The organism is Sutcliffiella horikoshii (assembly GCF_002157855.1).
GTDB classification, from domain to species: Bacteria; Bacillota; Bacilli; order Bacillales; family Bacillaceae_I; genus Sutcliffiella_A; species Sutcliffiella_A horikoshii_C.
This window is the reverse complement of the sequence record NZ_CP020880.1, coordinates 2,869,672-2,893,132: the sequence shown is the minus strand read 5'-3', so window position 1 is coordinate 2,893,132 and position 23,461 is coordinate 2,869,672. Positions and strand designations below refer to the sequence as shown.

Here is a 23,461-nt window from a genome sequence, read left to right as displayed (position 1 = left end):
ACATTAGATACCAAAAAAGAATTGAATTTAATACAAAAGAAAGTATCCTCCTTTTAAGAATGGAGGATACTTTCTTTTATCTTTTTGACACGTCCATTAAAATTGGAAGAATCATTGGACGGCGCTTTGTTATCTTATAGATATAAGGTTCCACCTGATCAAGAATATCGGACCTGACGTCGCTCCATCTTCTATTACCAGATTCAAGTGATTGTGTCGTTGCTGTATGGGCAATATCTCGTAATTTACCCATTAACTGTTCGGATTCCCTTATAAAAACAAAGCCTCTCGAAATGACTTGAGGACCAGATATGATTTTCTTCTCCCGGAAATCAATTGCCACTACTACCAGTAAAATACCTGATTCAGAAAATATTTTTCTATCCCTTAAAACAATGGTCCCGATGTCTCCAATACCGTCTCCGTCCACATAAATAGCATTAGCGGGAACAGTACCTGTAATACTCGCTTCATTCTCATTTAGTTCTAAGATTGTACCGTTATCCATGATGAAGGATTTCTCAAGCGGTACGCCGCATTCCTCTGCCAAGCTCACATGCTTTTTCAGCATTTTATATTCCCCGTGAATCGGTACAAAGAAGTTAGGTTTTAATAAACTGATCATCAGCTTTAATTCTTCTTGTGCACCGTGACCGGATGTGTGAATCTTTTTAAGTTTGTGATGCAGCACGCTTGCCCCAGCCCTACTAAGCTGATCAATGATTCGATTGATACTTAGTGTATTTCCTGGAATAGGGGAAGATGAAAAGATAACGGTATCCTTTTTACGGACAGATAGTTGTGGATGTTTATTATAAGCAATCCTGGAAAGTGCGGCAAAGGGCTCGCCTTGACTTCCAGTACAAATTACAAGTATCTGATCATCTGGATAATCGTTAACAGCGGAAGCTTCTATGAGTGACTCCTTTGGAATCTTTAAATAGCCAAGCTCCGTACCAATCCTTACTGCCCTCAGTAGACTTCTTCCAAGTACAACAATTTTTCTGTTATGTAAAACAGCCGCTTCAATTGCTTGTTTAAAGCGATACATATTTGATGCAAATGTTGCAAAAATAATTCTTCCGTCAACTTGACTGAATAACTCGTGAATCGTCCTGCTTATCTCATTTTCTGATAAAGAAAAGCCTGGTATTTCACTGTTCGTACTATCTGATAGAAGGCATAGGACGCCCTCTTTTCCTATATCTGCTATCTTTGACATGTTCGTTAAAGGACCAATAGGAGTCAAGTCGAATTTGAAATCCCCAGTATGAACAATATTGCCGTAAGGTGTTTTTACACAAATCCCATATGAATCTGGAATGCTGTGAGTGGTCCTGAAAAAGTCTACCGCTAAATATTCAAAGGAAACAAGTTTGTCTTCCTCAATTTCAACTAACCTAGCTTTTTTTAACAGTCCATGTTCTTTTAATCGTTCTTTGATTAGTTCTAGAGCAAGTCTTCCTGCATAGATAGGGGCATCTATTTCTTTCAGTAAGTAGGGGATGCCTCCAATATGATCTTCATGACCGTGGGTGATGAATATTCCTTTAATTTTTTCTTTGTTTTGGATAAGATAGGAGTAATCCGGTATAACATAATCAATTCCAAAAAGTTCATCTGTGGGGAATTTAATACCAGCATCTATGATAATTATTTCATCCTGATATTTAATGACATATGTATTTTTGCCTATTTCCCCTAATCCGCCAAGGGCAAAAATAGAAATGTTGGTTTCATTAATTTTTTTCATTATAAATTCTCTCCGTTCCGTGATATAAAATTAGTTTAACATAGGTGTAACAAAAATGATTAATAAGCTATTCACACTTAACTAAAAATAGCTAACTAAATTTGAGTCTAAAGGTGAAAACTAACAACATACAAATTGAAATTAGGTGATTCTTTTATGAAAGCAGTACAAGTAACAGGATATGGGGATGTTGAAATGTTGGAAACAGTAGACATATCAATACCTGATCCAAAAGAAAATGAAGTACTAGTAAAGGTGAAAGCCTGTGCGATTAATAATACAGAAATCTGGATGAGAGAAGGGGCTTACGGCAAAGATTCTAAGTCCGGCTGGAGACCAGAAGGAGTACAATTTCCACGTATACCTGGTTCTGACATAACAGGAACCATAGTAAAAGTCGGAAATCAGGTCGAAGAATCTATGATGGGAAAAGATGTTGTTTTATTTCCCTTTACGTCCAGTGGAGAAGAAGGTACAGAACATATTTCAGCAGACATGTCCTTTATCGGTTCGGAATACGATGGTGGTTATGCGGAATATGTGGTATGGCCTGCTGACCTTTGTTATGACATGCCGCTTCCGAGTTATTCAGAAAGTGCGGTTTTTTCAGTAAGTGGATTAACTGCATGGCATATGGTAAATCAGATTCAAATTCAGCCTGGCGAAACGGTGATGGTAACAGGAGCTAATGGTGGAGTTGGGTCCTTAAATGTACAAATTGCCTCAAAAGTTTTCGGTGCAAAGGTCATTGCCATCGTAGGGGACCTAAATGGCGAGGAAAGAATAAAGGAATTAGGGGCAACTCATGTTTTATCCTACAAATCCGATAATCTTTCTGAAGAAATATTAAGAGTAAATCAAGGGCCGATAGATTCTGTATTAGATGTAGTAGGAGATGCTTTATTTTCTACATCCCTTCATGTGCTTAAAAACGGAGGGAAGTTCTGTATATCAGGCTCTGCTGGTGGGCAGAAGACAAACCTAGATTTTAGAACATTGTATCTTAAGCATATCACCATGTATGGGTCGGTCTTGGGGACGAGAGAAGAATTTAAAGATATGCTTCAGGCAATAGCGGAAGGCAAAATAAAGCCTGTCATAGATAAAACATTTCCGTTAGACAAAGCGAGAGAAGCCCAGACTTACTTTAAGGAGAAAGGTAAGTTAGGGAAAATACTTTTGTTGCCGGAAGAACAATAAATCCTTATATCAGCGCTAACTCCAGTGATTAGCGCTGATATAAGAAATATTTTTTATGAATAAATAGTTGCAAATTGCAAATAATTGATTATAATAAAGTAAGAGGTGAAAATAATGGAAGATGTTAGGACGATTCTCCAGGTTACGATGCGACGGTTCGGGATGTTGAATAAAAACTGCTGCTCGGTAAAAGATCATGATATTTCTCTGGTGCAAAGTCACATTCTTTACGAACTGGCGAGAACAGAAGGACCATCCATGCAGCAAGTAGCAGAGACAATCGGTATGGATATTACGACTTTCAGCAGGCAGATTCAAACATTGGTGAAAATGGAACTGGTGGAAAAAACGCAATCGACTGAAGACAAAAGAGTTTATCACTTATACCTCACTGCAAACGGAATAAAAGTAGAACAAGAAATCAACCAACAGATGCTTCATTACTTAACTAACGTTTTTTCTAATATAAGTGAAAAAGAAGGAGAAGAGCTTGTAAAGTCCTTAAAGGTATTGAATGCAGCGATGAGTAAAAGTGATATGTGCTGTAAACCGTTATATTGAGCAAGTTTCTATGCTTGCTTTTTTATAGAATAAATAGTTGCAAAATGCAAATAAAAAATAGGAGTGGTCTTTATGTGGAGAGAAATAATTTCAAGCTTTTTGTACATTGCTATCGAGTTAACCGTCTTGTTCGTTCTTATTACCTTTCTGGTTTCTATCATTCAGTCTGTTGTTCCGTTTCATAAAATGGAGAAGTGGCTGAACAAGGGAAATACGCTTCTAAGTGCGTTGTTCGCAGTATTATTCGCTTTTATAACCCCATTCTGTTCTTGCTCGACCATCCCCATGGTAGTCACTTTACTGAGAAAGAAGGTGCCATTTGGGATTGTGATGGTATTCCTTTTTGCATCACCTGTATTGGATCCGACCATCCTAACTATTATGACAGCTATGCTTGGCTGGAAGGTAGCTTTAATATACACCCTAACCACAACAGTTCTTTCTATTTTAATAGGCCTGTCTTTGGAAAAACTGGGGTTTGAAAAGCAATTAAAGAATGTCTTGTTGAAGAACTATCAACCTGAGAATAAAGGACTTAATCTTAAACAATCTGTGGCAGAAACACTGACGTTAATAAAGACTGTTTATCCATTCTTGTTAATCGGTGCAGCCATTGGGGCTATTATACATGGCGCAGTACCAACATCTTTCATTACACAATATTTAGGAGGAGACAACTGGTGGCTCGTACCGGTCGCTGCAATTATTGGGATTCCTTTGTACATCAGACTTTCTACCATGATTCCCATATCTCAAATGATGATTGCTAAAGGAATGGCTTTGGGGCCTGTAATGGCATTGCTCATTAGTTCAGCAGGAGCGAGTCTGCCTGAAGTCGCATTATTAAATAGCATTTTTAAGAAAAAACTTGTGGCGGCGTTTGTCATTTCTGTCATAAGTATGTCAACCATTTCAGGATTTTTGTTTTATCTTATTTAAACTGTGTTGAATGTATTGACTATTTTAGCTAGGGTGGCATATACTAATATTCAAATGAATGTTTGAATATAAAGGGGAGTCTATTATGTCCACCAAATCTAGTTCAGAGGTTTTGACCGAACAACAGTGTCAGGAAGAATGTGCAAATGAAACAAAAGTGAAAAACGTGAAGAAACAAATAGATGAAACGATGACAAATGATGTGGCAAAGATTTACCGAGCGTTGTCTGATCCCACGAGGTTGAAAATAGCCCAGGCGTTAAATTTAGCCAAGGAGCTCTGCGTGCATGACGTTGCAACAATTACTGATTCCACTGTCGCAACGGCTTCTCATCACCTTAGATTGTTAAGGGATCTCGGGTTGGCAAAGTTCAGAAAGGAAGGAAAGCTTGTTTATTACTCATTAGATGATGATCATGTCAGACAATTGATCGATATCGCCTTTACCCATCAAAAAGAGGTGAAGACACGTGAAAAATAAAGAGGAACAAACTTACCGTATCCAAGGATTAACTTGTGCAAACTGCGCACAAAAATTTGAGAATAATGTAAAAAAGATAGAGGGCGTAACGGATGCACGAGTTAACTTTGGTGCATCTAAGATTTCAGTAAGTGGAGCTGTAAGCGTAGGTGATATTGAAAAGGCAGGGGCATTTGACAAATTAAAGGTCTCTTCCGAACAAGAGGAACTACCGGAAGAGCCGTCGATTCCTTTTTACAAAAAACATGCAACCGTACTTCTCTCGTTCGTTTTTCTCGTTGCAGGCTGGATTGCTTTCTTTCAGCAAGGTGAAGAGCATATATCTACTATTATTCTTTTCGCTGCTTCCATTGTAATAGGCGGGTATAGACTGTTCTTCACTGGAATCAATAATCTAATTAGGCTTCAATTTGATATGAAGACCCTCATGACAATTGCCATCATCGGTGCTGCGATTATCGGTGAGTGGGGCGAGGGTGCCACTGTCGTCATTCTTTTTGCAATCAGCGAAGCTCTGGAATCTTATTCGATGGAAAAGGCCCGAGCTTCAATTAGGTCGCTAATGAATGTTTCTCCAAAACAGGCGACTATTTTAATAGAAGGAACTGAAAAACTGATATCTGTCAAAGATGTTAAAATCGGCGACCGGATGCTCGTAAAGCCTGGACAAAAAATTGCAATGGATGGCAACATTGTGAAAGGTGGAGCATCCATCAGTGAAGCTGCGATTACAGGGGAGAGTATTCCTGTATCCAAATGCGTGAATGATGAGGTTTTTGCAGGGACCTTTAATGAAGATGGACTGTTGGAAGTGGAAGTCACCAAACGGGTAGAGGATACAACCATTTCCAAAATCATTCATCTAGTTGAAGAGGCTCAAGCGGAAAGGGCACCTTCCCAAGCGTTTGTGGATAAGTTCGCAAAATATTATACTCCGCTAATTATTATAATAGCTTTTCTAGTAGCCACAGTCCCTCCATTATTTATGGGATTGGACTGGAACACTTGGATCTATCAAGGCCTAGCGGTTCTCGTGGTAGGGTGCCCATGTGCACTTGTTATTTCCACTCCGATAGCCATTGTAACAGCAATAGGAAATGCTGCTCGAAATGGAGTTCTGATCAAGGGTGGGGTTTTCCTTGAGGAGGTGGGTCGAATCAAAGCGATAGCCTTTGATAAGACTGGGACCTTAACTCGAGGAGCGCCAGAAGTAACAGATGTTCATGCCTTTTACTTAACAGAAGAAGAGCTGCTAAAAATCATTGCGACACTTGAAGGTGGTTCCACTCATCCGTTAGCTTCAGCCATTCTTCAGAAAGCGGAAGAGGTTGGGGTAGCTGATACGGGTTATACCATGGAGCATTTTGAATCTATTGCGGGTAAAGGGATAAAGGGGTCCATTAATGGTATTCTTTATCAAGCAGGAAGTCCGAATTGGTTCTTGGGTCAAAAGCATCCGGAAATAGAGGGGCTGGCCGAAAGCATCCATCAATTACAGAATGCAGGAAAAACAGTAATTGTAGTCGGGACTTCTGAAAAGATTTTTGGTGTCCTTGGAATCCGTGATGAGATAAGAGATTCTAGTGCTTCCAGTGTGAAGAATTTGAGGGAGATAGGCATTTCTAACTTATATATGCTGACAGGAGATAACGATAGAACAGCAGAAGCAATTGGACACGAAGTAGAGATAGACCATGTTAAATCCAGTCTGCTGCCGGAAGATAAGCTTCGTTATATTAAAGAACTACGTGAAAAACACGGTAGCATGATGATGGTGGGGGACGGTATTAATGATGCACCTGCCCTTGCAGCTTCCTCGGTAGGAGTTGCGATGGGAGGAGCGGGAACAGATACCGCACTTGAAACAGCTGATGTAGCATTGATGGGAGATGACTTGCGAAAGCTTCCATTCACCATCAGACTGAGCCGAAAAGCACTAACTATCATTAAGCAGAATATTGGATTCTCATTGGGGCTGAAAGTTTTGGCGCTATTGCTCGTGATTCCGGGCTGGCTCACCTTATGGATTGCGATCTTCGCTGATATGGGGGCAACACTGCTTGTGACGTTAAATAGTTTGAGGCTTTTGAAGGTGAAAGACGAGATGAAGAAATAGTAAATAGCAGCAGCTTTCCCCTCCGACTTCGAAACGTCTGGCGGGGAGGGCTGCTGCTTTTTTCTAGAAGAATTTTGCTATTTTAGTTTACATTTAGTGGGAATCGCCCGTTTTTTTAAATTATCGCCCGAAAAGGTTCAGTTTTCGCCCGTATTTTTGTAAAATCGCCCGTATAATTTTATTTTCGCCCGTAAATCTCAAAAATCGCCCGTAAACTCAGATTATCGCCCGATTTGATTTTAGGCGCTATTCCAGGGAGTAGTTTGCTCGGTTCATGAGGCGCTCCTCTAGCTGTTGAAAGCAACACAAAAAGCACCGTCCAAAGTGGACCGGTGCTTTTACAACAAAATTTATTTTATCAATACGTCTGCTGCTTCTTCATAACTCATGCCTTTTTTCATGGTGAACGTTCCAGAACGCACCTTGGTTGCAATGTTTTTGTCTTCTAGGTATGCGTCAAACTTCTTGTCATCCTCGATGATACCTTCGCGTGCTAATAACGCGGTGATCTCGTAGGTTGCCATTCCATCTGGTATTACGATTTCAAAAGGTTCATTCGTTTCTTCTTGTTCTTCTGCAACTTCCGTGTCTTCTTTTGCCTCTTCTTCGTTGTTCTTACTCTCTTCTTTCACTTCTTCTTCTTCTTTTTGTTCTGTTTTCTTTTCTTCTACCGGTTCTACGTCAGGCAATAACTCGTCATACTCTTCCTTTGATAACAGATGAAGGTCATTTTCTGATGCATATGCCTGAACACTTTCTTCATTTAATGAAGTTGCTCCGGCGCTTACAACAGAATAGGCAACTCCCATTACTCCTGTAGCGAAAAGGATGCCAATTGCGAATGCTCTCAGATTAGTTCTCATTGGCTACATTCCCTTTTAGGTTGGCAGATTGAAGGATCTGTTCCACTTTGTCCATAGAAGTGGAAGTGAATTGAGAGATTTGAGAAGGTGTGTATCCTTTTTGATAAAGAGAAATAGCGACATCTTCTTCACTTACATTTTGGTGGCTTGCTTGTTTTTTCAACTTAACCTTATGTATAGGAGTAGTTCCACCCAATAGTTCTTCTTCTAATACTTTCATTTTTCTTTCCAACTTATATTTGTCCTGAACAACATCAAAGGATAATTGTTCCATTTCCTTTTCTAAGTCAGCAAACTTGTCATCCACAAAGAAGGAAACTACAATCACTGCGACTGCAATAATGATCAAACTTATACTTGCGATTAACATTTTTTCACCTCGATAAAAGTTTCTCTCTTTTTTATATCATAGGAGTAGAGATGGAAAAATAGTCTTTCGACAAATTCCTCAGAAACATATGACGGTTTTGTGAACGTTTTTTGTCAACGGACATAAAAATTTACGCTTTATCACAAAAGACGACAAAAACCGGCTGTTGTGGAAAAGAAAATTCACATGATAAGATGAAAGAAAAGATAGATTCGTGGGGGAAGAGGTTTGACCATGAGCATCATAGAGCCAGAAAAGGAATTTATTAGGTTGATGGTTTGCGAAGACGGAAACATGAAAGCGGAATGGTTCGTACATCAATGGAGGAAAGATTTCGTTAAGGTCTATCAGTCAATAGGAGAGGATGGGCTGAACATCAGACTGATAGGATGGAAAGGAACCTCACAGGTCAGTAGAAATGACGCCTTCTTTTTGGATATAATAACAGAAATATATCGTGGCAGCATATCACTTCCAGAAATCAGCCAATACAATTTCATTCAAGCGGAGATTGGTGTAGGGAATGCAGACAGATTTTTCCCTTTTTTTTCAAGCAACACGCTGAAAGTAGAGGGTAGGATAATTGCACCTGCTGAAACGGCATACCAGATATGGACACCCATAAACATGATTGCCAAAGGGAAATGGCAACAGTTGGCTGCAGGCTATACTTTTTATGAAAAACCCTCTTCTGCACTCCAAAATACACGTCAGTTTAGATCTGGAACATTTCAGGAAACTGTTACTTCTGATGTATTCTATTCTGTTGATTCATCACATAATCTTTTGTTACATGAAGAAATAAAAAATAACTATCATATTATCATGTTGTCTTGGGAGTGCCCTCCTGCTGTTTTAGGAGGGCTCGGACAACACGTTTGGCAACTTTCTAAACAATTGGCACAAGCAGGGCATCTCGTGTCGCTTGTGACTCCTCATTGCCTTGGAGCACCTGAAACTGAAACGGTGGAAGGGATAACCATCTACAGGGCAAAAGAAGTGGAATGCACATATGATGACTTTCACCTTTTTGTCGCCCAAACGAATATGAACTTGGTAGATCAAGTGAGGAATCTTAAAAGTGACAAGATGTTTACCACCATCCACGCCCATGATTGGCTTGTTGGGTTTGCCGCAAGGGCGTTGAAAGGGTTTATGACACTTCCATTAGTATCAACCATTCATGCGCTTGAACAGGGCAGGAGCAATCTGGAATACCCTATTCAGCTTCAAACTGCTAGATGGGAAGAATCCTTGATTCATAATTCTGATGCGTTGATAGTTTGTAGCACTTTTATGAAAAAAGAAGTGGAAAGGAAGATTCACGGTAAAAAAGAAGTTCGTGTCATCCCAAATGGGGTTCAGCTTTCAAATGAGGAAAGTGAAAGCGTATCGGACTTTTTGAATCGGAAATCATACACCAATCTTGCATTATTTTTAGGTAGAATGGTACCTGAGAAAGGGATCACCACTTTAATAGAAGCTGCAAAGAAAATACATGAAAACCATCCGGAATGTCTGTTTATCCTAGCTGGTAAAGGCCCTTATTTGTCTGACTATCAAGCATTAGTCAGTCAGGCAGGGCTGGAGAAAACTATATTATTTGTCGGATATTTAAATGAACGTGAAAAAGCAACGTTATTAAAACGATGCGACATGCTTCTTGTTCCAAGTATTTATGAACCGTTCGGAATAGTCGCCATTGAAGGTATGGCAGCTGGTAAACCAGTATTAGCGGCCAGAACTGGAGGACTTTCTTCTATTATTAGAGACGGAGAATCCGGGCTGTTGTTTGAGCCAGGGAATGCCGTTGATCTAAGTGAAAAGGTATCAGCTATAATAGAGAACCCATCCTTATCTGCTAGCCTAGGTGAAAAGGCGTTAAATGAAGTGAAGCAAAAATATAACTGGGAAGATGTAAGAGAGCAGACAGAGGCGGTTTATGAGACAACAGTTACTACTTCTTCCGTCCAGTAGGAGGGATAAAGCTTATGAAAGCAGTCATATTGGCTGGGGGGAAAGGTACCCGGCTGTTGCCATTAACACAAAAACTCCCAAAACCATTAGTGCCACTGCTAAATAAACCTGTCATGGAATATAGTATTGAACTTTTGAAAGAACATGGAATTACAGAAATCATCATCACCCTTCAATATTTAAGCGATAAAATTAGAAGCTATTTTGGAGATGGTTCCCAATGGGGCGTGCAAATAACTTATTTGCAGGAATCACTTCCGCTTGGGACTGCCGGAAGCGTGAAAAATGCGGAACACCTGCTTGATGAACCGTTTCTCGTTATAAGCGGGGATGCATTGACTGACTTCGATTTGATGGCGGGAGTGCGCTATCATATGCAAAAGCACTCCTTGTTCACTATTTTTACAAAGGAAGTCAAAAAGCCGAATAAGTTCGGAATTGTAGAAACGGATGAACAGGGCCATATCAGGAGATTCGTGGAAAAACCACAGAAAGAAGAGGAGTTCAGTAAGGTTGTAAACACTGGAATTTATGTGGTAGATCCGTTTGTATTATGTATGATGGAAAAAGGAAAAGCGTATGATTTTAGCAAGGACATTTTTCCAAGGCTAATCAAAAACGGCATGAGCCTATTTGGCTACCACGCAAATGGATATTGGAAAGATATTGGCAGCCATGAAGATTACCGGCAGGCCCAATACGACATGCTGGATAAAAAAGTACGTGTCCATATAGCTGCTGAAGAGGTATTGCCTAATTTATGGGTTGGCTCTAATGTTAAAATGGAAGACAATGTGACCATCAACCGGCCGGCATATATCGGTAATGATTCTTATTTGGGAGATCATGTGGTTATTGGCAAGTACACCATCATCGGCAAGAGTTCCAAAATAACAAAAGACTGTGAGTTAAGCAGGAGCATTGTCTGGGATGATGTCACCATTGAGCACACCTCTCCGTCATCTATAAGAAATGTAACCATTGCACCAAGGTATCAAATTAGCGAGGGATATAAAGCAGGTACATCTGTGAAGGTCAAAAATAAAAAGAATATTAGCCCTGTGGAAGCTGGATAATGGGCAAAAAAAAATAAGCAGACAGGAAAATCCTGCTGCTTATTTCGTTTCACGGTGTACAGTTACTTTTTTCAATCTTGGGCTGTATTTTTTAAGCTCAAGACGATCTGGGTTGTTACGTTTATTTTTAGTAGTGATATAGTTACGATCACCAGTTTCAGTACAAGCTAAAGTTACGTTTACGCGCATCGTTATCCCTCCAAACATATAGTGCATTCAATTCAGACCTTACTATAATATCATTATTTTTTTTATAATGCCAGTTTTTTTTCGTGATGGGAAAAATAAAGTTCAAAGGGGTATTTATGGCTCCTTGCTTCCTTTCGTTTTGGGGGTTTGCTTACCGCGGGGCGTGTGCTTGAGCCTGTTGGGTGTATTTTGGTATGGTAGTAGTAAGCGTGTTTTAGGAGGCAAGATAATGAAAGAGAAAAGTGTGTTAAGGGATGAGATGAAAAAAAAACTTGGGGGCATGGACCGTTCAAGCCATGCTGCAAAAAGCAAAGACATTCACGATAAGCTATTTGCTTCAAAAGAATGGCAACATGCACAAGCGATTGGTGTGACGATTTCTCGTTTTCCAGAAGTGGATACAGAAGCCATCATCATGCGCGCATGGGAAGAAGAGAAGAGAGTGGCGGTGCCGAAATGTTATCCAAGCACGAAAAGCATGGAGTTTTATTTCCTAGAAAACCTCAACCAGCTAGAGTCCGTCTACTTCGGTTTAAAAGAACCTATCGTCAAAGAAGTGGAATTATGCCCCAAAGACAAGCTGGAACTAGTGCTGGTTCCTGGTCTTATTTTTGATGAGGAAGGATATAGAATTGGCTTCGGCGGTGGATATTACGACCGTTACCTGGTGGGATACACGGGCTCCAAAGTATCATTGGCATTTTCACAACAGCTCGTTAAAAAAGTCCCGACCGATTATTATGATATACCCGTACATAAAATTGTGACAAATGAGGTCGTGTATGACTGCACTATTAGAAAATGACATTCTATTAATAATCGGGATTATTGTGTTGGCTTGGGGAGGATACAAATTAAAGGCTTTGGCTGCTTCTGGAGCCTTTGGTACCTTCTTTGTTGGAATATTTATTGCTTTAGGTTTTAAAGGATATGGTCTCTTATTGATTGGACTGTTCTTTGTGACATCTAGTTTATGGAGTAAATACAACCGTAAGCAGAAAAAAAACATGACAGATATGCATGAAAAAGGTTCGCAACGGGATATCGTGCAAGTCTTTGCTAATGGTGGTGTGCCTGCACTAGTGGGAATGTCGGCGTACATATTTCCTGCAGACTATTGGATATACGGCTTTGTCGTTGCCATTGCTGTCGCGAACTCCGATACTTGGGCATCGGAAATAGGGTCACTAAGTAAGAAACGGCCGTTCTCCATCATAAAAATGGAAACAGTGGAAGCAGGGACTTCCGGGGCTATTTCTGTATTAGGAACCCTAGCAGCATTAGCTGGCGCTACGTTAATTAGTGTTGCTGCCTCCTTTTTATGGAGTGAAATACATATCACGATAGCCCTCTTCCTTGCTGCAATGGGAGTGGTTGGCTGCTTTATTGACACGTTTCTTGGGGCAACGGTTCAATCTGCTTACCGTTGTAAAGTATGCGGAAAACACGTGGAAAAGAAAGAACACTGTAAAGTACCAACACAATTAGTAAAAGGGAATGAGTGGGTGAATAATGATGTGGTCAACATCGCATCTATATTCATCGCAAGTGTCATCACAATCTTGCTTCTAATGTAACAAAATAGTTATAATTTGCTCAGTATTTCACAATCTTTTTTGATATAATGATTATGTAATAATAACCTAGGTGAGAAAAGAGGAGATACCATGAGAAACGGAATTAGTCGTGTTGCTTTAATAGGAACAGGGTTTGTCGGGTCTAGTTATGCATTTGCCTTATTGAATCAAGGTGTGGCAGAAGAACTTGTATTGATCGATCTGAACAGGGAAAAATCAGAGGGCGATGCAATGGACTTAAATCATGGAATAGCATTTGCGCCAACACCAACAAAAATCTGGTATGGAGATTACAAAGATTGCCAGGATGCAGATATTGTGGTGATTTGTGCAGGTGCCAATCAAAAACCAGGTGAAACTAGATTAGATCTTGTTGAAAAGAATACAAAGATATTTAAAAGCATAGTAGATGAAGTAATGGGGAATGGATTTGACGGCATTTTTCTTGTCGCAACAAATCCGGTGGATATCTTAACTTACGCCACTTGGAAATTCTCAGGGCTGCCTAAAGAGAGGGTAATCGGATCTGGAACCATTCTTGATACGGCAAGATTTCGCTATGTGCTCGGTGATTATTTTCAAGTGGATGCACGCAATGTGCACGCTTATATCATTGGGGAACATGGGGATACGGAACTGCCTGTTTGGAGTAAAGCCGATATTGGCGGAAAACCAATCTTAGAACTGATGGCAAAACAGGAAAAGTACAGAGAGGAAGATCTAAATGATCTTTTTGTCAGCGTAAGAGATGCAGCCTACCAAATTATTGAGAGAAAAGGTGCAACCTATTATGGAATTGCCATGGGGCTTGTGAGGCTGACCAAAGCGATCCTTCAAAATGAAAATTCCATTTTGACTGTTTCTGCCTACTTGGATGGAGAGTATGATAGTAAGGATATTTATATTGGAGTTCCTGCTATCGTCAACCGAAACGGAATTAGAGACATACTTGAACTTGATTTAAGTGAAAAAGAGACAGAGCAGTTTCAACACTCAGTTAAAGTATTATCAGAGATTAAAGATAAAGTATTCTAAAACATGCCTTTTTGTTGGCATGTTTTTTTTATTTTTAAGCAAGATATAGATAGGAGGGATGATGATGGGATTCTTAATAAGAATTTTTCTGATTGGCGTCGGTACATATGCCATTTATCAAAGTCGTTATAAAATCCTAAATTACATTTTGGGAATCGCTAGCATTCGGAGATTTGTTGTAGCGTTTGGAATGGATATTCCTTTTGTACGCGACCGTTTTTTACAAACTGTATTTCGTGGATAAACTGCCAGTGGATGCTGGCGGTTTTTCTTTTGGTGATAAAATTACATAAAATTAACATTAGATTAATATTTTTCCTCTATAATTCATTCTGTTAGACGAATAGGAGTTACAGGGGGATCAGCTGGATGAAACAACTAGTAATTGATAAAAACAGAATCAAGGTGCAAGTACAACATTACTTAGGAAAAATAAATCTAGGTACTAGACTATTTATTCTTTTTATAACATTGATGTTAACGTCCATCACAGCAGTGGGAATCGTTTCCTATACTAAATCTAAAGAAATGACCATTGAAAGTATGGAAAATCGTCTTGTTAGAGAAGTAGAGCTTATGGGATATATTGCGGAGCCTTTAAAGTTTACATACATAAGTGATGACGCATATTTTATGCAACAGTTAGAGGTGAATATTCGCTCACAAAGGGATACATTGAAAGAGGATGGCATCTCTCCGGAGTTCTTTTACATAACGAATAACGAAATTCAGCCATTCAAGGTAAGTGAAGGTAATCTTCCGTCAATGACTGATAACATGGTGGAATGGATGGTCAACAGCAAAGAAGGGATTTTAAAAGAACGTATTGACGGGGTGGAATATACAATCACCTACCAAGAAATGAAAGAGCTGGATGGAATATATGCTTTAATTCTTCCGACTAAATCTTATTTAAGTCCTGTTCATGAAATGGGTATCTTCACACTAATGGTAATCTCAGTTAGTATTATTCTTTTCACCTGCATCACCATTCTTTTCGTTCGCACCTTAACAAAGCCTTTATCTGTCCTTAGAGAAGCGATGAGAGAAGGAAGAGAAGGAAATCTTCTGCCTACAAAGAATATGAAAACATCCATTCCTGAACTTGTGTCTTTAAACAAAAGCTACAATTCAATGATTCACAACATGACTCAAGTAGTAAAAGAGATAAAGCAAACAACAAAAGAATTAGAAGAGACAGGTACCCAACTAGGACTTTCAGCAGAAGATTCCTTGGTTTCCACTCATCAATTAATAAGTTCTATTCATATGGTAAAAGAAGGGGCTATGCAAACTGCTTCTAGTTCTGAGACCAGTGTTCAAAGTATCAAAGAAATGAAAGACATTATTGGAGAAATGCAAAACAATATGTCTCGGGTATTTTCTAGTTCCAACAGAATGGATGACTCTGCGGAGATAGGAAAAGCACACATGAATACGCTTATAACAACTATTATTAAATTCGAAAACGATTTTGAAGAGCTTTCCAATACAGTGAAAAATGTGAAAGATTATTCCGTTTCGATTACAGGGTTAGTAGTGCTAATAAAAGGAATTGCCGAACAAACAAAGCTATTGGCACTAAATGCAACTATTGAAGCTGCTCGGGCAGGTGATGCTGGAAAAGGATTTGCTGTTGTAGCTAACGAAGTAAGGAATCTTGCCGAACAATCAACTTCTGCCGCAGAGGAGATTACAAGTTCCATCGGGCGTATGGAAGACGTCACTACAAATGCTGTAAATGAATTTGAAAACATGCATGAAAAGATTAAAGATAACTTGCACACTGCAAACCTATCTAAAGTGACTTTTGATGAGTTGATGGCAGAAATGGAAGAAGTGAGCGAGAACCTTAATGTCATTAATGGAGATCTAAAAGGATGGCAAGAGTTTTTACCTAATTTGGAATCTGCTACTGACAGTTTGCTCTCAGTCTCCCAAGAAACTTCCGCAAGTTCAGAAGAAATGCTATCAGCCAGTGAAAATCAAGTAGGACAGATGGAATATACGAACGAAATAGGAAAGAAACTAAATGCCCTATCCAAATCCCTTTCCATCATCACGGCGAGATTTCAGTTTGACAAAGAATCAATATAGTTATTTTTTTACTTTTCTCCTTGGACCATATAAAATATAGGAACGAGGAGGTGGGCGTTTGAAGCAAGATCGCTTATTTTGGCAACTTATTCAGCATTTCGTTGTAAGTAAAGAATATCGGATTTTACATATCTCTCCAGACCAAAACGAACTCTGGTTAGAAAACCTTACCCATAAAAAAGCACCAATTATCAGAATCTATCGACATGATCTGGATTGGAGCACATGGCTTCAGCGTGATATTGAAAATGCATCCAGTCACGTCGTTAATTTCAAGCAACAGTTGAGAAAACGTCGTTTACATGCATACAATATTTATGTTTCATCATACCCACCTGTGGATGACTGGGAATTCAGGGTGGAAGAACCTTTTGAAAATGAAAAAACAGAGCTTCATTCTATCGTGTTGCATGAAGGAAATACACAACATACATTAAACAAGATTGCACAAGCAACTGGGGATGAGGTCTCCATAAAAGAAGAGAATGAACGGGACGATCTAGGTCTATACCAACTCAAACAGAGCGTCCTAAATGCTTCTTCCCAAAGAGATAAAAAGGAAAGGTCCTTATTTCAACATGGAAAACCCCTTTTCACCTACTTTTTTATCTTTTTACATTTAGTGATGTTTTATTTGCTGGAGACAAATGGAGGAAGCCAGAATTCTGAGACATTAGTAAAGTACGGCGCGAAATATAACCCAGCCATCCTGGAAGGGGAGTGGTGGCGTTTCTTTACACCTATTGTCCTCCATATAGGATTTCTTCATTTATTGCTCAACACAATGGCCATATTTTATTTAGGCTCTGCTGTAGAGAGAATTTATGGTAACATCCGTTTTCTAGCTATTTATTTGTTTGCAGGATTTACTGGGTCATTAGCTAGCTTCGTATTTACATCATCGTTATCTGCTGGTGCATCTGGGGCGATATTCGGTTGCTTTGGGGCGCTCCTGTTTGTTGGAATCATTCATCCGAAAATGTTTTTCCGGACAATGGGTGCGAATATTTTAGTATTAATAGGAATAAATTTAGCTATCGGATTCACTATTCCAGGTATTGATAATGCTGGTCATATTGGTGGGTTGATTGGTGGCTTCTTGGCATCAGCCGTTGTGCATCTACCGAGGCATAAAAAATATATCCAACGAATCCTTGGGTTTGGGGTAGCGGCTGTTTTAACATTCTTCCTGCTTCAAGAAGGCTATAATGCAGAGAATCCAACTGCCCAAATAAAACAAGCTGAAACGTTAGTTCAACAGGAGCAATATGAAGAAGCATATAATCTCTTGATTGATTTCGAAGACAGGGAAGAAGAATTTCCAGAGGTACTTTTCTATCTTTCCTATATTGATATCCAAGAAGGCAACATAGAGGATGCGAAAAATAGGTTAGAAAGACTTACTACTCTGCAACCAAGTTTCCATGAAGCACACTATAACTTAGCACTAGTCTATCTAGAGTTAAATGAAATTGAAAAGGCATCAAGTTCTATAGACAGAGCCATTGAACTTGATTCTTCCGTAGAAGCCTATAATAACTTACGCACTGAAATCGATGGGTTAGAATGAACTTTCTTAAAAACAGCAAGGATTACCATTCCTAGGGGATGGTAATTCCTGCTGTTTTTTTTGTGCGTTCTTGTATTTTTTTGCTAGTTATAGCAGAAAATGAAAAGATGATAAATATTTCATACCTAATACATCAAGAATTAGGAGGAACTCATTTTGACTTGGCATAAACCAACGAGAAAAATGTCGGGAAACTTCGATGAGGATGTTGGATATTTAAAAGAAAGAATGGCAGTGGATAAAAGTTTTGATTTAATCTTTCTGGATCTCCATTATGCAGGTAGAAAAATAGGGATGTTCCTGGTGGATGGTTTCGGTAAAGATGATATCATGCTATTTTTAATGAAATTTTTGTCCGACCTTTTGCCGGAAGATTTAGATGAAAAACCTCTGGATAAACTTTTAAAGACGTACATACCATACGTAGAAATTGATAAAACAGATGATTTGGAAACCGTTGTAGATCAGGTCCTTGCAGGTCCAACTGTTATGATTGTAGAAGGACTTGAGGAAGCGATTATTATTGACTCAAGAACCTATCCTGTCAGAGGCCCCGAAGAGCCTGACATGGAAAGAGTAGTTCGCGGTTCGAGAGATGGATTCGTAGAGACATTGATTTTCAACTGTGCTTTAATCCGCAGAAGAGTAAGAGACAGTTCACTCAGAATGGAATATTTGCAGGTTGGAAGAAGATCAAAGACAGATATAAGTCTTTGTTACTTGGACGAACTTGCAGATCCTGATCTGGTGGAGGAAATTAAAGAATCATTACAAAATATTGATACAGATGGCCTGCCAATGGCAGAAAAAACACTGGAGGAATTTGTTGGAGGACGTCACTGGAATCCCTATCCTACAGTCAGGTACACAGAAAGGCCAGATACAGCTGCAGCTCATTTATATGAAGGACATGTACTTGTCATAGTGGATGGTTCCCCAAGTGTCATTATAACTCCCGCTACATTTTGGCATCATCTGCAACATGCTGAGGAGTACAGAAACAAACCGGTGGTTGGAGCCTACTTAAGGCTTGTCCGATTTATGGCAGTGTGGGCGTCCATATTTATTTTGCCACTATGGTTTCTGCTGGCAACGAATACACAGTTACTGCCTGAACAATTAGCATATATCGGTCCAACGGAAACGGGAGAAGTCCCGTTGATTGCCCAGATCCTCATCATTGAAATAGGGATGGATATGCTCCGAATGGCAGCCATTCATACGCCAACATCTTTAGGTACCGCTCTTGGACTTGTGGCAGCAATTCTCATTGGGGATGTGGCGGTAAAAGTGGGGCTCTTTGTACCAGAGATAATCCTTTACCTTGCCATTGCAGCAATTGGTACGTTCTCGACCCCAAGTTATGAACTCAGTTTGGCAAATAGGTTATTTAGGATTGTACTGCTCCTATTGACGTACATGTTTGGAGTCATTGGATTTATGGCAGGGCTCGTGATACTCATTCTCTTCCTGATGATGATGAAGTCCTACAATGTTCCGTACTTGTGGCCGTTTATCCCATTCAATTACAGAGGGTTCAGAGATGTGTTAATACGTTCTCCAATTCCTTTGAAAAACAGAAGACCGACAATTCTCCACCCGGAAGACCCGGACAGATAAAAAGAATAGATAAACGAAACGGATGGCCACCACACCATCCGTTTTTCTTTTTGTAAAGAATAAGAAATCATATAATCCTGTTGATTTTCGTTCCAGGCGCTTCGCTTGCCTGCGCGCGGTCCGTGAGCCTCCTCGGCTGAGCCTCCGGGGTCTCACCTGTCCCTTCCTCCCGCGGGCGTCTGCGCGCCTTCCACTTCAATCAACAAAGTGACATCATTCAGCGAAGGGTTTGTAAAAGATATCTAACTGTTTTAACTGATTATGCATTAACGTATCGTTTACGTAATTTCCAGCTGTGCATTGGAGCAAATGGCGGAGACTCCAGCGGGGGAGTAACGGTAGGTTGAGACCCCTGAAGCGTTGTGAGGAGGCTCAAGCACCGTCCCGCGGAAAGCGAAGCCATTTGCGGAAAGGAACAGCGGTGGTTAACAATCCAAGTAAAGTTTTTTCTGAAATAAAGGACCGGGAGCGTAATCCCGGTTTTTCTTATGTTTTCTTGCTTGACGTCCGAAGTGAATCCTTTATACTAAAAATGGAGCGTAAACCCTTTCAACTAGTAAAGAAGAAAAGGTGAAGTCATGAAAACAATGTTTGACATAAGACAACTTTTAAAAAGCTATGGTGCCTTTATCTACACAGGCGACAAATTAGCAGACCTAGAGTTAATGGAAGATGAAATAAGAGAACTCTATCGGTCAGGGGTGCTGGATGCAAGCGTTTTCCAGTCCGCAATGATTTTACTGCGACATGAAATATCTAAATTAAGATAAAGAAAAGGTGAAACAAATGGAAAACAAATGGTTGGTTGGTGTCGACCTTGGAGGCACAACAATAAAAATGGCGTTCATTACACAATACGGTGAAATTGCACACAAGTGGGAAATCGTCACAAATATAAGTGAAAAAGGGAAATATATCACAACTGATATTGCAAAAGCTATAGACAGCAAACTAGAAGAACTAGGCGAATCAAAGTCTAAACTTAAAGCACTTGGAATGGGAGCACCGGGTCCGGTCAATATGGCAACAGGTTTAATATATGAAGCAGTTAACTTGGGATGGGAGAATTACCCTCTAAAAGATCTGCTGGAAGTAGAAACGGGATTGCCTGTAGTTGTGGACAATGATGCGAATCTTGCTGCAATCGGGGAAATGTGGAAAGGTGCCGGCGAAGGATCTAAAGATCTTATCTGTGTTACCCTCGGAACAGGTGTAGGGGGAGGTATCATCACTAATGGAGAAATTGTCCATGGTATAAACGGAGCTGGTGGAGAAATAGGCCACATCACCGTAATTCCAGAAGGTGGAGCACCATGCAACTGTGGAAAAACAGGCTGTCTGGAAACGATTGCATCTGCTACGGGAATCGTTCGTCTTGCTAAAGAAGCAATGGAAGAAAATCCGGGCAGCAAGTTAGAAGAGTTAACAAAACAAGAAGGGTTGACTGCAAAATTAATTTTTGAACAAGCTGAGGCGCAAGAAGAAATTTCCCAATATGTAGTCAATAAAGTCTCATTTTATTTAGGACTGGCTCTTGCAAACCTTGCAAATGCCATGAACCCTGAGAAAATCGTCATTGGTGGAGGAGTCTCAAAAGCAGGTGACAAATTATTAAATCCTGTTCGTCATCATTTTGTAAAATACTTGTTCCCAAGAACGAAAGTCGGTGTGAAAATAGCTGAGGCAACGTTAGGAAATGATGCAGGGGTAATCGGAGCTGCGTATTTAGCAAAAACAAAATTGTAAAAAAGTGTATAGTTTATTCTTTCTTTCTCTTGGGTAAAAAGATAGAAAGAAGCAAGAATAGCGCGTAACGGAGGCTTCTTAGCAGAAGTCTCTTTTTTGTTTGACTATTTCGAATAAATAAACATCTATATTTTTTGAAACTTTTTGGCTTGTACTGCGTCTATTATATATAACGGGAAACAACGCCAAGACTATTATTCTAGCTCTTTAATATAAATACAGTATTAATTATCCATTGATTTTTTGTAAAAAAAGTTTTAAGATATGTCGTAGCCAAATTTTTAGAGTAATGAAAAGTTGGTCATGGATACATCTAAAAAGTTTTTTTAACAATACTAAAATAAAGAGCTTCCCTGTCTTTGCTATAAGGAGGTAAAAAAAGATGAAGCAAGCCTTTAAATCAAAAGTGCCTTTTATCCTGATTGCAGTCGTTCTGCTCTGGGTAAAAACATATATCGTTTATAAAACAAGTTTTAACATTACAATTGAATCCCTTAAACAAGAATTTATTCTATTTATTAATCCGTTAAGCTTTATATTGCTTATTGCCGGTTTTGCCCTCTTCTTTAAAGAGAAGGGAATGAAACGATACCTGATCATTACAAGTTTTATCGTATCGTTTGTCCTTTATGCAAATGCCGTCTACTACCGTTTCTTCAATGATTTCATCACCATTCCGCTACTTTTTCAATCAGGTAATATGAGTGATCTTGGTGGTAGTATTACGGAACTAATGACACCAGTTGACTTATTAATGTTCATTGATGTAGTAATTCTTATTGCAATTGCAAAATGGACGCCATCATTTGTAAGCATGAGCACATGGAGACCAAAAGTTCGCAAAATGTACTTCTTGTCCATTGTGGGTATTTTTCTTTTCAACTTAGGTTTGGCAGAAACAGAAAGACCTCAATTATTGACTCGTACATTTGACCGTGAAATTCTAGTGAAAAACTTAGGAACATACAACTACCATGTTTATGATGCAGTAATCCAATCCAAAACACGTGCTCAACGTGCAATGGCTGATGGTAGTGAACTTGCAGAGATTCAGAACTACATCAATGCTAGCTATAAAGCACCTAATGACGATTTATATGGTGCTGCAAAAGGTAAGAACGTCATTGTAGTAAAATTAGAATCCATGCAGAGCTTTGTTATCGATAAAGAAATTAACGGCGAACCGATTACTCCGTTCTTAAATGAATTAAAAGATCAAAGTTATTACTTTAATAACTTTTATCACCAAACAGGTCAAGGGAAAACATCAGACTCTGAGTTCTTATTAGATAATTCCTTGTATCCTGTAGGACGCGGTGCTGTGTTCTTTACTCATGGAACAAATGATTTCCATACAGCTACACCTAATGCAGTTAAAGAAGAAGGTTATACTCCTGTAACGTTCCATGCAAACAACAAAAGTTTCTGGAATCGCGATGTGATGTATAAATCACTTGGATATGACCAATTCTTTGATATTGAAAGTTATGATGTTAACGAAGAAAATTCTGTAGGTTGGGGCTTAAAGGATATTGAGTTTTTCCAACAATCCATCCCATATATGCAGGATTTAGAACAACCTTTCTATGCTAAATTTATTACGTTAACTAATCACTTCCCATTCGTATTGGATGAAGAGGACAAATTTGTTGATGAATTTGATTCAAACAGTCGTACGTTGAACCGTTATTTCCCTACGGTTAGATATAGCGATGAGTCAATTAAGGTCTTGTTTGATGAGTTAAAGAAATCAGGGCTTTATGAAGATTCCATCATCATCCTTTATGGAGATCACTATGGTATCTCCGAAAATCATAACGAAGCAATGAGCCAATATTTAGGCAAAGAGATTACGCCTTTTGAAAATGCTCAATTGCAACGTGTTCCAATGTTTGTTCACATCCCAGGTGTGACGGATAAAAACCCGAAAGAATTTGATACAGTTGGTGGACAGATTGACCTTAAGCCTACTATCAAACACTTACTTGGAATGGAAACGAAAAATGATATTCAATTCGGAGCAGACCTTTTCTCCGAAGACAGAAATGATTTTGTTGTATTCCGTGACGGAAGCTTCGTCACTGACAAAGTAGTTTATACGAAAAATGCATGCTACGATAAGGAAACAGAACAAGAGACAGACCAATCAGCTTGTGAGCCTTATATGGAAAAAGCGAAAAAAGAACTTCAATACTCTGATGAAATTGTGTATGGAGATCTGCTTCGTTTCTATGATGGGACCTCCATTCAAGTTGATGAAAGCAAAATAGAAGAATAAATACAAACACCGA

At 39.3% G+C, this 23,461-nt stretch carries 21 protein-coding genes; 17 read left to right on the top strand and 4 right to left on the bottom strand.

Annotated features, from left to right (window positions below; all coding sequences use genetic code 11):
- Nucleotides 1–76: 76 nt before the first annotated feature.
- The gene (rnjA, locus tag B4U37_RS15035; protein ID WP_088018867.1) at nt 77–1,753 is read right to left on the bottom strand and encodes a ribonuclease J1; all 1,677 of its coding nucleotides are present in this window, start codon (nt 1,751–1,753) and stop codon (nt 77–79) included.
- A gap of 156 nt (nt 1,754–1,909) precedes the next feature.
- On the opposite strand from rnjA, the gene B4U37_RS15030 reads away from it, so the two are divergent.
- The 5 genes from B4U37_RS15030 (at nt 1,910) to B4U37_RS15010 (ending at nt 7,050) form a co-directional block, all read left to right on the top strand.
- Nucleotides 1,910–2,953: a zinc-binding dehydrogenase gene (locus tag B4U37_RS15030; protein WP_010194581.1), complete on the top strand. Its 1,044-nt coding sequence runs from the start codon at nt 1,910–1,912 to the stop codon at nt 2,951–2,953.
- A gap of 114 nt (nt 2,954–3,067) precedes the next feature.
- Nucleotides 3,068–3,514: a MarR family winged helix-turn-helix transcriptional regulator gene (locus tag B4U37_RS15025; RefSeq protein WP_010194582.1), complete on the top strand. Its 447-nt coding sequence runs from the start codon at nt 3,068–3,070 to the stop codon at nt 3,512–3,514.
- Nucleotides 3,515–3,586: 72 nt separating this feature from the next.
- Entirely contained in the window at nt 3,587–4,453 is an 867-nt protein-coding gene (locus B4U37_RS15020) for a permease (protein ID WP_010194583.1), read from the top strand.
- 85 nt (nt 4,454–4,538) lie between these two features.
- A complete protein-coding gene (locus B4U37_RS15015) occupies nt 4,539–4,934 on the top strand; it encodes an ArsR/SmtB family transcription factor (RefSeq protein WP_010194584.1) in 396 nt (131 codons plus the stop codon).
- Nucleotides 4,924–7,050 carry a heavy metal translocating P-type ATPase gene (locus B4U37_RS15010; RefSeq protein ID WP_010194585.1) on the top strand — a complete coding sequence of 709 codons (2,127 nt, stop codon included), beginning with the start codon at nt 4,924–4,926 and terminating at the stop codon, nt 7,048–7,050. Before B4U37_RS15015 ends, B4U37_RS15010 begins: the two co-directional genes overlap by 11 nt.
- Before the next feature lie 350 nt (nt 7,051–7,400).
- On the opposite strand, the gene B4U37_RS15005 is transcribed toward B4U37_RS15010, so the two are convergent.
- Both B4U37_RS15005 and B4U37_RS15000 read right to left on the bottom strand, forming a co-directional pair.
- Nucleotides 7,401–7,913 carry an MltG/YceG/YrrL family protein gene (locus B4U37_RS15005; protein ID WP_010194586.1) on the bottom strand — a complete coding sequence of 171 codons (513 nt, stop codon included), beginning with the start codon at nt 7,911–7,913 and terminating at the stop codon, nt 7,401–7,403.
- On the bottom strand, nt 7,903–8,283 hold the full coding sequence (locus B4U37_RS15000) for a hypothetical protein (protein WP_010194587.1): 381 nt from the start codon (nt 8,281–8,283) through the stop codon (nt 7,903–7,905). Before B4U37_RS15000 ends, B4U37_RS15005 begins: the two co-directional genes overlap by 11 nt.
- A gap of 234 nt (nt 8,284–8,517) precedes the next feature.
- Here B4U37_RS15000 and B4U37_RS14995 point away from each other — a divergent pair, with 234 nt between their 5' ends.
- Complete coding sequence (locus B4U37_RS14995) at nt 8,518–10,260, top strand: glycosyltransferase family 4 protein (RefSeq protein WP_010194588.1); 1,743 nt, start codon at nt 8,518–8,520, stop codon at nt 10,258–10,260.
- Between the two features lie 14 nt (nt 10,261–10,274).
- The gene (locus B4U37_RS14990; protein ID WP_088018866.1) at nt 10,275–11,336 is read left to right on the top strand and encodes a nucleotidyltransferase family protein; all 1,062 of its coding nucleotides are present in this window, start codon (nt 10,275–10,277) and stop codon (nt 11,334–11,336) included.
- A 39-nt stretch (nt 11,337–11,375) separates the two neighbouring features.
- On the opposite strand, the gene rpmG is transcribed toward B4U37_RS14990, so the two are convergent.
- A complete protein-coding gene (gene rpmG, locus B4U37_RS14985) occupies nt 11,376–11,525 on the bottom strand; it encodes a 50S ribosomal protein L33 (RefSeq protein WP_010194590.1) in 150 nt (49 codons plus the stop codon).
- A 229-nt stretch (nt 11,526–11,754) separates the two neighbouring features.
- Here rpmG and B4U37_RS14980 point away from each other — a divergent pair, with 229 nt between their 5' ends.
- From B4U37_RS14980 to B4U37_RS14930, 10 genes are all read left to right on the top strand, one after another.
- Entirely contained in the window at nt 11,755–12,330 is a 576-nt protein-coding gene (locus tag B4U37_RS14980) for a 5-formyltetrahydrofolate cyclo-ligase (RefSeq protein WP_088018865.1), read from the top strand.
- Entirely contained in the window at nt 12,308–13,102 is a 795-nt protein-coding gene (locus B4U37_RS14975) for a DUF92 domain-containing protein (RefSeq protein ID WP_157663802.1), read from the top strand. Before B4U37_RS14980 ends, B4U37_RS14975 begins: the two co-directional genes overlap by 23 nt.
- 90 nt (nt 13,103–13,192) lie before the next feature.
- A complete protein-coding gene (locus B4U37_RS14970; protein WP_088018863.1) occupies nt 13,193–14,137 on the top strand; it encodes an L-lactate dehydrogenase in 945 nt (314 codons plus the stop codon).
- Between the two features lie 58 nt (nt 14,138–14,195).
- Nucleotides 14,196–14,381 (top strand): hypothetical protein, encoded by a 186-nt coding sequence (locus B4U37_RS14965; RefSeq protein WP_245840001.1) that lies wholly within the window; start codon nt 14,196–14,198, stop codon nt 14,379–14,381.
- Nucleotides 14,382–14,506: 125 nt separating this feature from the next.
- The gene (locus B4U37_RS14960; protein ID WP_088018861.1) at nt 14,507–16,234 is read left to right on the top strand and encodes a methyl-accepting chemotaxis protein; all 1,728 of its coding nucleotides are present in this window, start codon (nt 14,507–14,509) and stop codon (nt 16,232–16,234) included.
- A 58-nt stretch (nt 16,235–16,292) separates the two neighbouring features.
- Nucleotides 16,293–17,804 (top strand): rhomboid family protein, encoded by a 1,512-nt coding sequence (locus tag B4U37_RS14955; RefSeq protein ID WP_088018860.1) that lies wholly within the window; start codon nt 16,293–16,295, stop codon nt 17,802–17,804.
- Nucleotides 17,805–17,987: 183 nt separating this feature from the next.
- Complete coding sequence (locus B4U37_RS14950; RefSeq protein ID WP_088020315.1) at nt 17,988–19,424, top strand: spore germination protein; 1,437 nt, start codon at nt 17,988–17,990, stop codon at nt 19,422–19,424.
- A gap of 578 nt (nt 19,425–20,002) precedes the next feature.
- Nucleotides 20,003–20,194 (top strand): YqgQ family protein, encoded by a 192-nt coding sequence (locus tag B4U37_RS14940; protein WP_088018858.1) that lies wholly within the window; start codon nt 20,003–20,005, stop codon nt 20,192–20,194.
- A 16-nt stretch (nt 20,195–20,210) separates the two neighbouring features.
- Nucleotides 20,211–21,170, top strand: a complete 960-nt coding sequence (locus tag B4U37_RS14935; RefSeq protein WP_010194601.1) for an ROK family glucokinase — start codon at nt 20,211–20,213, stop codon at nt 21,168–21,170.
- Nucleotides 21,171–21,552: 382 nt separating this feature from the next.
- A complete protein-coding gene (locus B4U37_RS14930; protein ID WP_088018857.1) occupies nt 21,553–23,448 on the top strand; it encodes an LTA synthase family protein in 1,896 nt (631 codons plus the stop codon).
- The last annotated feature ends 13 nt before the right edge of the window (nt 23,449–23,461 follow it).

Bases quoted from the DNA above. Each gene is read 5' to 3' on its own strand.
- B4U37_RS14975 (WP_157663802.1), top strand. From the start codon at position 12,308: ATGACTGCACTATTAGAAAATGACATTCTATTAATAATCGGGATTATT.
- B4U37_RS15005 (WP_010194586.1), bottom strand. From the start codon at position 7,913: ATGAGAACTAATCTGAGAGCATTCGCAATTGGCATCCTTTTCGCTACA.
- B4U37_RS14980 (WP_088018865.1), top strand. From the start codon at position 11,755: ATGAAAGAGAAAAGTGTGTTAAGGGATGAGATGAAAAAAAAACTTGGG.
- rpmG (WP_010194590.1), bottom strand. From the start codon at position 11,525: ATGCGCGTAAACGTAACTTTAGCTTGTACTGAAACTGGTGATCGTAAC.
- B4U37_RS15020 (WP_010194583.1), top strand. From the start codon at position 3,587: ATGTGGAGAGAAATAATTTCAAGCTTTTTGTACATTGCTATCGAGTTA.
- B4U37_RS15000 (WP_010194587.1), bottom strand. From the start codon at position 8,283: ATGTTAATCGCAAGTATAAGTTTGATCATTATTGCAGTCGCAGTGATT.
- B4U37_RS14990 (WP_088018866.1), top strand. From the start codon at position 10,275: ATGAAAGCAGTCATATTGGCTGGGGGGAAAGGTACCCGGCTGTTGCCA.
- rnjA (WP_088018867.1), bottom strand. From the start codon at position 1,753: ATGAAAAAAATTAATGAAACCAACATTTCTATTTTTGCCCTTGGCGGA.
- B4U37_RS15015 (WP_010194584.1), top strand. From the start codon at position 4,539: ATGTCCACCAAATCTAGTTCAGAGGTTTTGACCGAACAACAGTGTCAG.
- B4U37_RS14935 (WP_010194601.1), top strand. From the start codon at position 20,211: ATGGAAAACAAATGGTTGGTTGGTGTCGACCTTGGAGGCACAACAATA.
- B4U37_RS15025 (WP_010194582.1), top strand. From the start codon at position 3,068: ATGGAAGATGTTAGGACGATTCTCCAGGTTACGATGCGACGGTTCGGG.
- B4U37_RS14970 (WP_088018863.1), top strand. From the start codon at position 13,193: ATGAGAAACGGAATTAGTCGTGTTGCTTTAATAGGAACAGGGTTTGTC.
- B4U37_RS15030 (WP_010194581.1), top strand. From the start codon at position 1,910: ATGAAAGCAGTACAAGTAACAGGATATGGGGATGTTGAAATGTTGGAA.
- B4U37_RS14965 (WP_245840001.1), top strand. From the start codon at position 14,196: ATGATGATGGGATTCTTAATAAGAATTTTTCTGATTGGCGTCGGTACA.
- B4U37_RS14930 (WP_088018857.1), top strand. From the start codon at position 21,553: ATGAAGCAAGCCTTTAAATCAAAAGTGCCTTTTATCCTGATTGCAGTC.
- B4U37_RS14995 (WP_010194588.1), top strand. From the start codon at position 8,518: ATGAGCATCATAGAGCCAGAAAAGGAATTTATTAGGTTGATGGTTTGC.
- B4U37_RS14940 (WP_088018858.1), top strand. From the start codon at position 20,003: ATGAAAACAATGTTTGACATAAGACAACTTTTAAAAAGCTATGGTGCC.
- B4U37_RS14960 (WP_088018861.1), top strand. From the start codon at position 14,507: ATGAAACAACTAGTAATTGATAAAAACAGAATCAAGGTGCAAGTACAA.
- B4U37_RS14950 (WP_088020315.1), top strand. From the start codon at position 17,988: ATGTCGGGAAACTTCGATGAGGATGTTGGATATTTAAAAGAAAGAATG.